We start from the raw sequence: 13,599 nt of genomic DNA, 5'->3' as shown, positions 1-13,599 counted from the left end.
TAGGAGTGGTATGATGAAGCATTTAGAAAGTGAACAACAATTTGAACAGTTAAAAAATGAAAAAACTGTATTTTTATTTACTGCAGACTGGTGCCCAGACTGTAAAATTATTGAACCAGAACTCCCTCAAATCGAAGAAAAATTCACTGAATATAAATTTGTATCAGTAGATAGAGACAAATTTATTGATTTATGCGTTGAGCATGGCATCATGGGAATACCAAGTTTTCTTGTATTTAGTGCTGGTCAACAAATTGGTAGCTATATTGGTAAAGAGCGCAAATCAATTGAACAAATTGATGCATTTTTATCTTCGCTATGAGTCGAGTCATTTCGTAGAGAAAGCAAGGTCAATTTATAAAAATATATACCCTTAGAACTTACATTTTTTCTGTTCCTAAGGGTACTTTTATTGTAAACTAGAACAAGGCACGTTAATAGGAGTGTTAAACATGAATGTCTTTCAAATGAGAGATAAATTAAAAGATCGATTGAACCATCTAGACGTTAAATTTAGTTTTAATCGTGACGATGAAACATTACGTATATCTAGATTAGATAATGATAAAGGTGTTACTGTTAAACTCTCTCCGATTGTAGCTAAATATAAATCTCAAAAAGAAAAAATAGTTGATGAAATTGTCTATTACGTTGAGGAAGCTGTGGCACAAATGAATGACGCTACATTATCTAATACTGATGACATTAAAGTAATGCCAGTATTAAGATCGCCAAGCTTTGATAAGAAGGACAAAAGCGGTAATGCATTTGTTATAGATGAACATACTGCAGAAACTAATATATATTATGCGATGGATTTAGGTAAGTCTTATCGTCTAATTGATGAAACAACACTAGATCAAATGAATCTCACTAAACAACAATTAAAAGAGATGGCGTTATTTAACGTAAGAAAATTAGAAAATAAATATACGACTGATGAAGTAAAAGGTAATATATTCTATTTTGTTAATACCAATGATGGTTATGATGCTAGTAGAGTATTAAATACTTCATTTTTAAATAACATACAAGAACAATGCGAAGGTGAAATGTTAGTAGCCGTGCCACATCAGGATGTATTAATCATAGCTGATATAAGAAATAAAACAGGTTATGATGTGATGGCACATTTAACTATGGAATTTTTCACAAATGGTTTAGTGCCAATTACTTCACTATCTTTAGGATATGATAAAGGCCATTTTGAACCTATTTTCATTTTAGGTAAAAATAATAAACAAAAAAGAGATCCAAATGTAATCCAAAGATTAGAAGCGACAAGAAAACAATACGAAAATAAAGATAAGAAGTAAGGAGTAAATTTTAATGAATCTTTTTTATAATAAACAAGCAGTAGGGGATGTAGCATTTTTACAAATAGAACCTGCTAACGGTGAATTTAACTATGAATATAAAGGCGATGTCGTCGAAATACAACATGAAAATAAAGTTGTAGGATTCAATATATTTAATGCTTCACAAAAATCATCTATAGATGGCAACGGTCACGTTAAATTAAATGAAACTTTAGTCAATGAATTACAAACTGCTATTGAAGAAGCTGGATTCACTTATAAGTTAGATTCAGATTTTTCACCTAAATTTGTAGTAGGTTATGTTGAGACAAAAGAAAAACATCCAGATGCTGATAAATTAAGTGTATTGAGCGTTGATGTTGCTACTGAAAAATTACAAATTGTTTGCGGTGCAGCTAATATTGAAGCAGGACAAAAGGTTGTTGTAGCGAAAGTTGGAGCTGTTATGCCTAGCGGTATGGTCATTAAAGATGCTGAATTAAGAGGCGTTGCATCAAGCGGCATGATATGTTCAATGAAAGAGTTAGACTTACCAAACGCACCACAAGAAAAAGGTATTATGGTCTTATCTGATGATTACACAGTAGGGCAAGCATTTTTTGAAGAATAAAAGGAGGTAATGTGCGTATGAGCTGGTTCGACAAGTTATTTGGAGAAGATAATGACTCTAGTGAAGATTATCTTAATAAAAGAAGCCAACGACGTCAAAAAGCTACACAACAAGATGACCAAGATTCATTACTTCCTCAGAACAATGATGTTTATGAAAGACCTAAAGGAAAGTTTAGATTTCCAATGCGTATTTTGGAAGAAGCAAATGAAACAAATAACGTAAATAGCGATGCAAATGTAGATAACTCGAATACTGAAGTTACTGATAATCATACTTATCGCAAGCATGACGACAATATAAGTGTTAACCACAAACAAAGAAGACGTAGACATATGTATGAAAATGAAGTTTCTAATAATGCTGATTCGCAACGTACAGAACAAAATAACACACGTGACGAAGTAGCTTCTGAACCAAAAAGTGAACAGAGAAGTCACAAAGGTAAAAGGATGAGAATTCAGACGGATGTTTTACGTGCAAATGCGACTTCAAAACATAAATCTAATACACCTAGTTACCATCAAAGTGATTTTAAAGCGAGTGAAGTTCCTTCTGCGATTTTTGGTACAAAAAAACCTAGTCCGTTAGTTAATGGCGTTATTAAACAGGATCAGCACTCTGAAGCTGATTCAAATGACGATAAAGTTAGTTTGGATTTTGATAATACGGATCAGCACGATTCTCAAAATGCGAGTTCAGATGATACGACATATTATAACGATCAATATGTCGATGATCTTACTAAAGATAGTAATGCTGTGGTATCTTCATCAACTATTGAACAAACAGAAGATAGTGAAGGTGAAGAGGAAAAGACACAAAATAACTCGTTTGATGCAACAGATATCGCCAAACAAGAACCACTTGCTAAGCGTGCAAAAATTGATAATACAATTAATATTGAAAATATCTATGCTTCACAAATTGTTGAAGAAATACGTCGTGAACGTGAAAGAAAAGTGCTTCAAAAGCGCCAATTTAAAAAAGCGTTACAACAAAAACGTCATGAACATCAAGAGAATCAAGAAGATAGTATACAAAAAGCAATCGATGAAATGTATGCAAAACAAGCTCAAAACTACATAGGTGAAAGCTCGTTAGATGCTGAAGATCAAACGACAAATGCTACTGAAGTTGATTCGGAAGCATCAGTTCAAGACGCTCCAAATCCTAACGTTACGCAAAATACATCTGACAATCAGCAAGAAGAGGAGATTGACTCAACGTATAATTACGAAGAAATTAATTTAGATAATATTCGTGATATACATACAATCAATGACGAATATGTAAATGTTGATACGGAAACACAAACAGAAAATACTGTTTCAGAATCTCAAGCAATCGATGGCGATATGTCAGAAGGTAAAGATGAAAACGTATCTTACGACGGAGCCAATACGCTTGGCGACACACCCACAGATGAGGTGATTAACTCACAATCTAACGGAGACCTTAATAAAGATACAACCGAAATACAATCAGCAACAGAAGAAAGTCAGAACGCAGAAACTGACATAGCTGATGCCAATTACAGAGAGTTAGCAGATCATGACACGAGTGAATTAATGTCATCCAATAATGAGCCTTTACATTCAAATGATGACGATACAAACGAAAATGTAGAAACATCACAAGTATCTGAATCCGAAGCAATGGTAAATGAATCTCTTGAATCTGCTAGTCCATCGTTAGCAGCTGAAGGTAGTAGCGAAGACTCAAATCTATCTCATTCTGAAGAAAGTACAATAGATGATATAGATGTTAGTCTTTCAAAAGTAGCTCATGATAATAAAGATGTTTCACAAGATATAGATTCAGATGAACAGGAAACAAATAATACAGTAGATTCAAAAGTTGATACAGGTAAAGCAACACATCGCGATCAGCCAACTCAAGCTAAATCAGCTATTAAGAAAGGGAGTAAACCTTTCAATGTTGTCATGACTCCTTCGGATAAAAAACGTATGCTAGATGCAAGAAAAGCACAGAACCAAAATCGAGCTAGTTCAAATATACAGTATGCGACAGAACATACAACTGAACATGCAACAAACGATAATACTACTGAACTTAAGTCGACAGAGCAACAGACACAGGCAGCTCATACGAATTCTTCAGAACATCAAAACGAAGGTGTGACAAATGAATCAGCTAATGTTCAATACAGTTCTGCAAAAAGTGATCTAAATCATTCGTCAGATATTGAAGCGGAAACATTATCTGATGAAACGTCAATAAATGAAACAGAACATCATTATGTTGAAGCTAAAACATCAAATAGTAACACACAACAATCTGATAAATCAGATGCGTCTATAGATAGCAATGTTGTTAACAATCATCAGTCAGTTAATCCAAATGAGCACACTGGACAATCTGTTCAAGAACCATTACTAAAACCAGAACCTACTTCACAGCTAGGTGGTACAAAAACAGCAAACGAGAATGAAAGTAAACCAACTATACGTCGAGGGCCAAACATTAAATTACCGAGTGTAGAATTATTAGAAGCACCTAAACAACATGAAGTAGATGAGTCTTGGATAGAGGATAAAAAACAAGAGTTAAATGAAGCTTTCTATTATTTCAATGTACCAGCAGAGGTACAGAATGTAACAGAAGGGCCAAGTGTAACACGTTTTGAATTATCTGTTGAAAAAGGCGTGAAAGTTTCAAGAATCACTGCTTTACAAGATGATATTAAGATGGCGTTAGCTGCTAAGGATATTCGTATTGAAGCACCAATAGCAGGTACGAGTTTAGTTGGTATAGAAGTACCGAACCAAAATTCAACAACCGTAAATTTACGTTCAATAATTGAAGAGCCCGCATTTAAAAATTCAGAATCTAAGTTAACTGTAGCCATGGGTCTCAGAATTAACAATGAACCGTTACTGATGGATATATCCAAAACACCACACGCTTTAATAGCTGGTGCTACAGGTTCTGGTAAATCAGTATGCATCAATAGTATCTTAATGTCTTTATTATATAAAAATCATCCAGAAGAATTAAAATTACTTTTAATCGATCCAAAAATGGTAGAATTGGCGCCATATAATGATTTACCACATCTAGTTTCACCAGTTATCACAGATGTAAAAGCAGCTACACAAAGTTTGAAATGGGCTGTTGAAGAGATGGAAAGACGTTACAAAGTCTTTGCTAAATATCATGTAAGAAATATAACTGCCTTTAATAAGAAAGCAACATATGAAGATAGAATGCCGAAAATTGTTATAGTTATAGATGAGTTAGCAGATTTAATGATGATGGCACCACAAGAAGTCGAGCAATCGATTGCTCGTATAGCACAAAAAGCACGTGCATGTGGCATCCATATGTTAGTTGCAACACAAAGACCATCTGTCAATGTAATAACAGGTTTAATCAAAGCAAATATTCCAACCAGAGTTGCATTTATGGTATCGTCAAGCGTTGATTCCCGTACCATTTTAGATAGTGGTGGTGCAGAACGCTTACTTGGATACGGTGATATGCTCTATCTTGGAAGTGGAATGAATAAACCAATACGTGTTCAGGGAACCTTTGTATCTGATGAAGAAATTGATGATGTAGTTGATTTTATTAAAGAACAAAGAGAACCAGAATATTTGTTTGAAGAAAAAGAATTATTAAAGAAAACTGAAAGTCAACCGCAAGACGATTTATTCGATGATGTGTGTCAATTTATGTTGAATGAGGGACATATTTCAACTTCATTAATACAACGACATTTCCAGATTGGTTACAATCGTGCAGCCAGAATAGTTGATCAATTAGAACAACTAGGTTATGTTTCGGGAGCTAATGGTTCAAAACCAAGAGATGTATACATTACAGAATCAGATTTAAATGAGAATTAATATAGAGATAAAGGAGTGTTGTTATGACACATTATCATTTTGTTGGCATAAAAGGTGCCGGTATGAGTTCATTAGCACAAATCATGCGTGATCTTGGAAATGAAGTTCAAGGTTCAGATATTCAAAATTATGTTTTTACAGAAGTAGCTTTAAAAAATAATGGTATCAAAATTTTACCCTTCAATGCAGATAATATAAAAGAAGATATGGTCATCGTGCAAGGTAATGCCTTTCCAGACACACATGAAGAAATTGTACGCGCACATGAATTAAAAGTTGAAGTTATTCGCTACCATGACTTCTTAGGTCATATTATCAATCAATATACGTCTGTAGCAGTTACAGGTGCACATGGTAAGACATCTACTACAGGTCTATTATCACACGTTATGAATGGTGATAAAAAGACGTCATTCCTAATCGGTGATGGCACTGGCTTAGGTATACCAGCAAGTGATTATTTCGCATTCGAAGCTTGTGAATACCGTAGACATTTCTTAAGTTATCATCCAGATTACGCGATTATGACAAATATAGATTTTGATCATCCGGACTATTTTAAAGATGTTGATGATGTATTTAATGCGTTCCAAGAAATGGCACAGAACGTGAAAAAAGCCATCATTGCATGGGGTGATGACGAGCATTTACGAAAAATTGAAGCTGACGTGCCAGTTTACTATTATGGTTTTTCTAAAGATGACGATGTTTATGCAGATAACTTAAAAATTAGTGAAAAAGGTACTCAATTTGATGTTTACATTAAAAACGAATACTATGACACATTCCTTTCACCACAATTTGGCGACCATAACATTCTAAATGGTCTTGCTGTAATTACAATTAGCTATTTAGAGAGCCTAAACGTAGATAATATCAAAGCTGCGTTAGAGACGTTTGGTGGCGTGAAAAGAAGGTTCAACGAGACAAAAATTGGAAATCAAGTGTTAGTTGATGATTATGCGCACCACCCTAGAGAAATTAGTGCTACAATTGAAACAGCGAGAAAGAAATACCCTAATAAAGAAGTTATTGCAGTTTTTCAACCTCATACGTTTAGTAGAACTCAAGCATTTTTAGATGAATTTGCAGATTGCTTAAGTTTAGCTGATACAACGTTCTTATGTGAAATTTTTGGTTCTATAAGAGAAAATACTGGAAATTTAACAATTCAAGACTTGATTCAAAGAATCGATGGCGCAAAACTAATCGATGAGGAAAGTGTAAGCATATTAGAACAATATAGTAATTCAGTGATTCTATTTATGGGTGCTGGCGATATACAAAAAATTCAACGTGCTTATATGGAAAAAGTTGGTGTCACTTCGTCATTTTAGTATGTTTATGTTAAAATGATGGGGGTATTTATATTAAATAACAACATATGATTAATAGGAGGCGTTTTTAATGGAATGGATTTTACCTATAGCTGGAATTATTGCGGCGATTGCATTTCTAGTATTAGTAATTGGTATCGTTGTAGTATTACTTTCAGTTAAGAAGAATTTAGATCACGTTGCTAAAACACTTGATGGAGTTGAAGGGCAAATTCAAGGTATTACACGTGAATCTACAGATTTACTTCACAAAGCGAATCGCTTAACTGAAGATATTCAAGATAAATCAGATCGTTTAAATTCAGTAGTTGATGCTGTTAAAGGTATCGGTGATTCTGTACAAACTTTAAATGGTTCAGTTGATCGAGTTACAAACTCAATTACGCACAATATTTCTCAAAATGAAGATAAAATTTCTCAAGTTGTACAATGGTCAAATGTAGCAATGGAAGTTGCTGATAAATGGCAAAACAGAAGAAATCGTAGAGATAGTGCAAATTATAAAGCGAGCAGTGTAGCAAACGATGCAAATCATAGCTATACTACACGTGTAGATAACAAATAATTCATATATTTAAAAAACAAATGCACTTAAATGAGGTTTGAAACTTATTTAAGTGCATTTGTTATAGGGGGCATTCAATTATGAAATACTATAATCGAGATAATTATGAAAGAAACTTAGAAAGTTATCAAGTACCAGAATATTTTACTAAAGGTGCCAGAAATGAATTTGTGTATGGATTTATCGTAGGTGCTGTCATTGGTTCAGCTTTAGGTTTAGTTTCCATTAGTAAATCTAGATCTTCTAATAAAAATGTTCCAGATAATAAAGAACAATTTAAATCGAATATTGTTGCACAAAGTGAACAAGAACAACAAGATGCTGAAAATAAATTAGCGGGTTTGAAATCAACGATTGCAGAATCTCAAAATAATAACACTGAAGTGACAGATGAAGCATTAGCAGCCCAAAAAGTTGCCATCCAAAAAGAAGCATCTGATAATGATTTAGCTAATATGTCACCTGAAGCACAAGAACAACAAGAAGCAAAAAGTGAAAAAAATCATGATGATATAGCATCCAATCATTTATCTACTGAACATATTGACCCAGATGCTAAACCAACTGAAGATGAAATCAATGCTCAACAAGAAGCTATAAAAGAAGAAACATCGGATGATTCAGAGGTTAACACAAACACTGCAGATGACTCACCTCAAGATGATGGCATCAATGGCAAAACAGCTGCAGCAACTGCAGGAGGTGCCATTGCTGCAGGTGGCTTAGCAAGCGCGGCACAAAATAAAAAAGAAGCATTGAATAATGATGCAGAGGTTTCAGAAAACACTTCAAAACTGACTAATGAAGATAATAAACCAAAGCAATCAGATAAAGCCGCACCAAATTTAGTAACGCAAGAAGCAACTAATGAATCTTCTTCTCATGATAAAGATAAGTCTACAGCAGCGATTACTGGTACAGTTACGGCATCAGGCTTAGCATTAGCAGCTAATAACAAACATAAAGCAATTAATAATAATCAAAATATAGCGGAGAATACTGCTAATTTATTAGTACCAGAATCGCCAAAGCAAGCTAAACATCACTCTGTGCCAACTTTAATTACTCCTAATGTTGGAAATGCAGTAGAATCTACTGATAAAGTGGATAATAGTGCAGACAAAAGTAATAAAAAAGCAACAACAACAGAAATTCCAAAGCCAACAGCAGCTGAACAACGTGTTAAACAAACACATAAGACGGTAACATTTAAAGATGGTATTATTGTTCATGAAAATGCTAGTAGAAATTTAAGTGAACAATCAGTTGGACAAAGTAGTACACAGCAAGCTGCTAATAATTCATCCACTAAATCAAATGATGGAATTATTAACCATGATGATGCCCAGACTACTGACAAAAAGACAAAACCAACTAAAAGTAAATCAACAAAAAAAACGTATACAAAAAATAGACCACAAATGAATAAGGCAGAAAAAGCTGAAAGTAAAATTGATAAAAGAACATTCAATGATTAATTTAATCAATAAAAAGGGTCCAAGACATAATAATTGTTTTGGATCCTTTTTGTTGATGTTATTTGAAGCAATGATTAGATTATTTATCGAACAATTCTTTGTAATTGATATGTCTATTAATTAAATGCTATACATACTTGCATTTCGCTTTTTACTTTCTTGTTGAATGTTAAATTTTATACATAGATGATTTAAATTGCTATTATGAAGAAATATTGAAAAACATATAATAGTGTAAAAATGGCCTAGATATTGACTGAAAACTCAGTTATCATTAATGTTATTCACTTTTAAAGTGATTTTTTTCAATCGCTACTTGAACTTCTAGGTAGTTATTGTTAGAATAACGTTTAACATATATTTTATCGCTTTAAAGCAGAATAAAATATCGCTTTTTAAATTTTTCGTAGAGGTGAATAAAAATGACAGACAAATTAAAAGAATACAGAGACGAGATAGTTGAGATTAATGAAGAGATTTTAGGGCTATTATCTAAAAGAGGTAAAATAGCACAAAAAATAGGCGAGGAAAAACGTAAACAGGGCACGCTTGTATATGATCCTCAACGTGAAAAAGAAATGATTAATCAATTATTAGATAAGAACGAAGGACCATTCAATGACAATGTAATCAAACAATTATTTAAAGAAATTTTTAAAGCCTCTACTGATTTACAAAAATCTGAAAATGAAAAACACTTATATGTATCTAGAAAATTAAAACCAGAAGATACTATTGTTCAATTTGATAATGGAGGTATTATTGGAGATGGCAACAAATCATTTGTATTTGGACCATGTTCAGTAGAATCCCAAGAGCAAGTTGATGCCGTTGCAGCTAATTTACAAGCTCGAGGAGAAAAATTCATTAGAGGTGGGGCATTTAAACCACGTACTTCTCCATACGACTTCCAAGGATTAGGTGTTGAAGGTCTAAAAATACTTAAAAATACTAAAGATAAATACGGCTTAAACGTCGTAAGTGAAATAGTTAACCCAGCAGACTTTGAAGTAGCTGATGAATACTTAGATGTATTCCAAATTGGTGCACGTAACATGCAAAACTTTGAATTACTTAAAGAAGCAGGACGTTCAAATAAACCTGTATTATTAAAACGTGGCTTATCAGCAACAATTGAAGAATTTATATATGCAGCTGAATACATTGCTTCACAAGGTAATGAAAATATTATCTTATGTGAACGTGGTATCCGCACATATGAAAAAGCAACAAGAAATACTTTAGATATTTCTGCTGTACCAATCTTAAAACAAGGTACGCACTTACCGGTAATGGTTGATGTTACGCACAGTACTGGACGCAAAGATATCATGATTCCAACGGCAAAAGCTGGTTTAGCAGTTGGTGCTGACGGCATTATGGCTGAAGTACATCCTGATCCATCTGTTGCATTAAGTGATAGCGGACAACAAATGGACTTCAATGAATTTGATAAATTCTACAATGAAATTAAACCACTTGCAGATATGTATAACAGTAAAAAACTTAAATAATAGTTGCAAAGTTTGAGGCAACATTGCTATAAGGCTGGGACAAATTTAATTGTCTCAGCCTTAATCATGATATTGAGATAGTGAGGCGTTTATTCAATTTTCAGCTCTGATCAACCTTTTGTATTTCTTCCGAAGGTGAGACGACGTATTCTTTTTAAATGAACTAGATGTCTGTCTCGCTCTTTTTGCATTTTAGCAATAATATGAGATTATCTGTGTACATTACATCATTTATTTTCAAGTATTACATTCAATATTATTTTATATATAAATTTGTGTAGCATTTTTACATCTTTAATTCTATCAAGTTAGATTATAGTAGGAATTAAAAAGATATAATATAAGCAGGATTTTTAATACTATGGAATGAAAAACATTATAACAATCAAAACAAAATGATTTTACATTTTCTAAAAATGTGGTAAACTTTGAAAATGTTATGAAAACAGATTATAATAATAAAGAAATCGCTTTCAAGGAGGAAAATATGACTGTTACAATATATGATGTAGCTAGAGAAGCTAGAGTTTCTATGGCAACCGTTTCTCGTGTAGTTAATGGCAACCAAAATGTTAAGCCTGAAACACGTGACAAAGTAAACGAAGTTATTAAGAAGTTAAACTATCGTCCAAATGCAGTAGCAAGAGGATTAGCAAGTAAACGTACAACAACAGTTGGCGTTATTATTCCAGATATCTCAAATGTGTATTATTCACAATTAGCACGTGGTTTAGAAGATATCGCAACAATGTATAAATATCATTCTATTATTTCAAATTCTGATAATGACCCAAGTAAGGAAAAAGAAATTTTTAATAATCTGTTAAGTAAACAGGTGGATGGTATTATTTTCTTAGGAGGTACAATCTCTGAAGAAATAAAAGATTTAATTAATAAATCCTCAGTACCAGTAGTTGTTTCTGGTACGAATGGTAAAGACGAAGGCATCTCATCAGTTAATATCGATTTTGAAGCTGCTGCTAAAGAAATAACAGAGCACTTAATCGAAAAAGGCGCTAAATCATTTGCCTTTGTAAGTGGAGATTATTCTAAGAAAGCACAAGAAGATGTTTTAGTAGGCTTAAAAGATGTATTAGTTCAACATAAATTAGAATTAGACGAGCAATTAATCTTTAATGGAAATGAAACCTATAAAGATGGGTTACGTGCGTTTGAATCATTAGCGACTGCAAAGCCGGATGCAATCTTATCAATCAGTGATGAACAAGCTATCGGATTGGTGCATGCTGCTCAAGACGCTGGCGTAAATGTTCCGGCTGATTTACAAATTGTTAGCTTTAATAATACAAGACTTGTTGAAATGGTTAGACCACAGCTTTCTAGTGTTATTCAGCCGTTGTATGACATAGGTGCAGTTGGCATGAGATTACTTACTAAATATATGAATGAAGAAGATATTGATGAGCCTAATGTCATTTTACCTCACAGAATTGAATATAGAGGCACTACAAAATAACTTATATGTTTATTTTAAATCAAAATAGAAGTGAGGACATTCATTTCCCTCTTCAAAATAAGAGAGCTAAGCCATAATTGGTTAGCTCTTTTTTTATTTGAAATCTTGTGATTCGGTTGTACTTACTTGCTAGGATATAGCATGTTTCGAGCTTCTATAGCTTTACACATACAATTAATCCGAGCAATAGGTGTGCTATAAAACGGCAACAATATTTTATGCCCTGAAATCTTTACGTTTCAATTTGGTTATTGTAACCTTATTCGAACCAACTCAATATTTTTTGAGCCTGTTTCATATTAATCTCACTTATTTCTTTTCTTCGAGGTATTTCTATATAATTTTCTTTATCATCATTCCAATTGGTAGGTAGCGCACAAGTAGCATAAGGTTGCCATTTGCTAAGCCATCGTTCTGGAAGGCTACCTGTTGGAGGTTGTTCTCCTATCAATGCTAAAAATACATGAGACCATGCACGTGGCACAACTTTCCATATATTATAGCCACCGCCACCAAACATAATAACCTTACCTTGTGTATATGTATCAGCTAGTGATTTGATAATGTATGGTATTTCATAAAGTGTATTTAATGTGCAACTCATATGTGTGAGTGGGTCAAGGTAATGTACATCCACACCATGTACACTTACAATAATATCTGGTTTGAATGATGCTACGACGGGTTCAATGGTTTGTTTAAAAACATCTAAAAAGGACTGATCTTCAGTATAAGGCTCTAACGGTATATTCACCGTATAGCCAAATCCTTTTTCGGCGCCACGCTCTGTATAATGACCTGAACCTGGAAATAAAAACTTTCCTGTTTCATGTATGGAATAGATTAATGATTGGTCATTAGTGTAGAAACTCCATTGAGTACCATCCCCATGATGAGCATCCGTATCGATACAAAGAACCCGTTGATTATATTTTTTCATTAAATATGCAATTGTAATGGCAACATCGTTATAAATACAAAAGCCATTTGCGCGGCCAGGAAGACTATGATGTAAACCACCACCTAAATGACAACCGTTTGTTAAGGTACCACTCATAATTTGATCTGCTAAGTTTAACGCACCACCAACGATGCGCGCACTATGTTTATGCATCATTTTAAATTGAAGTGTATCCTCTCCATCTAAGCCATACTTTTTAGCTTCATTTTCATTTAAAATACCATGAGAAGCATGCCTTATTGCTTGTATATAATCATAGGCGTGTATTAGCGATAATTCATCATCTGTTGCAATTCTGGGTGATATAATGTGATGTTGCTTTAATTGTCCTAGTTCCATAAGTAGTTCTGTCGTTAATTTTAATCTCATTTGGTTAAATGGATGTTTATTACTAAAACGATATTGTAAAAGTTCATTAGCGTAAACATAACCTGTTGCTTGTTGCATATTACTCATATTTTTCTCC

10 protein-coding genes are annotated in these 13,599 nt (G+C 33.4%); 9 read left to right on the top strand and 1 reads right to left on the bottom strand.

Translation table 11 applies throughout. The features are described 5' to 3' along the window. Positions 1-13 precede the first annotated feature (13 nt). The 9 genes from D9V42_RS01155 (at position 14) to ccpA (ending at position 12,172) form a co-directional block, all read left to right on the top strand. Positions 14-322 (top strand): thioredoxin family protein, encoded by a 309-nt coding sequence (locus D9V42_RS01155; RefSeq protein WP_107531160.1) that lies wholly within the window; start codon positions 14-16, stop codon positions 320-322. A 130-nt stretch (positions 323-452) separates the two neighbouring features. Continuing rightward, on the top strand, positions 453-1,316 hold the full coding sequence (locus D9V42_RS01150; protein WP_107555161.1) for a DUF1444 domain-containing protein: 864 nt from the start codon (positions 453-455) through the stop codon (positions 1,314-1,316). A gap of 13 nt (positions 1,317-1,329) precedes the next feature. Beyond that, on the top strand, positions 1,330-1,929 hold the full coding sequence (ytpR, locus tag D9V42_RS01145) for a YtpR family tRNA-binding protein (protein WP_122062551.1): 600 nt from the start codon (positions 1,330-1,332) through the stop codon (positions 1,927-1,929). A 17-nt stretch (positions 1,930-1,946) separates the two neighbouring features. After that, complete coding sequence (locus D9V42_RS01140) at positions 1,947-5,801, top strand: DNA translocase FtsK (RefSeq protein ID WP_122062549.1); 3,855 nt, start codon at positions 1,947-1,949, stop codon at positions 5,799-5,801. Positions 5,802-5,824: 23 nt separating this feature from the next. After that, positions 5,825-7,138 carry a UDP-N-acetylmuramate--L-alanine ligase gene (murC, locus tag D9V42_RS01135; RefSeq protein ID WP_122062547.1) on the top strand — a complete coding sequence of 438 codons (1,314 nt, stop codon included), beginning with the start codon at positions 5,825-5,827 and terminating at the stop codon, positions 7,136-7,138. 70 nt (positions 7,139-7,208) lie between these two features. Beyond that, positions 7,209-7,703: a DUF948 domain-containing protein gene (locus D9V42_RS01130; protein WP_107555157.1), complete on the top strand. Its 495-nt coding sequence runs from the start codon at positions 7,209-7,211 to the stop codon at positions 7,701-7,703. Positions 7,704-7,783: 80 nt separating this feature from the next. Next, positions 7,784-9,181 (top strand): hypothetical protein, encoded by a 1,398-nt coding sequence (locus tag D9V42_RS01125; RefSeq protein WP_122062545.1) that lies wholly within the window; start codon positions 7,784-7,786, stop codon positions 9,179-9,181. 422 nt (positions 9,182-9,603) lie between these two features. Beyond that, positions 9,604-10,695: a bifunctional 3-deoxy-7-phosphoheptulonate synthase/chorismate mutase gene (locus D9V42_RS01120; RefSeq protein WP_029377026.1), complete on the top strand. Its 1,092-nt coding sequence runs from the start codon at positions 9,604-9,606 to the stop codon at positions 10,693-10,695. Between the two features lie 487 nt (positions 10,696-11,182). Further along, positions 11,183-12,172 carry a catabolite control protein A gene (ccpA, locus tag D9V42_RS01115; RefSeq protein WP_122062544.1) on the top strand — a complete coding sequence of 330 codons (990 nt, stop codon included), beginning with the start codon at positions 11,183-11,185 and terminating at the stop codon, positions 12,170-12,172. A 259-nt stretch (positions 12,173-12,431) separates the two neighbouring features. Here ccpA and D9V42_RS01110 read toward each other — a convergent pair whose 3' ends face one another. Further along, entirely contained in the window at positions 12,432-13,589 is a 1,158-nt protein-coding gene (locus D9V42_RS01110) for an acetoin utilization protein AcuC (RefSeq protein WP_122062542.1), read from the bottom strand. Positions 13,590-13,599: the final 10 nt, after the last annotated feature.

Origin of the sequence: Staphylococcus pseudoxylosus, from assembly GCF_003697915.1 — a bacterium.
Classification (GTDB): domain Bacteria; phylum Bacillota; class Bacilli; order Staphylococcales; family Staphylococcaceae; genus Staphylococcus; species Staphylococcus pseudoxylosus.
The sequence above is the reverse complement of the archived record's forward strand: the minus strand, read 5'-3'. Positions and strand labels throughout refer to the sequence as shown.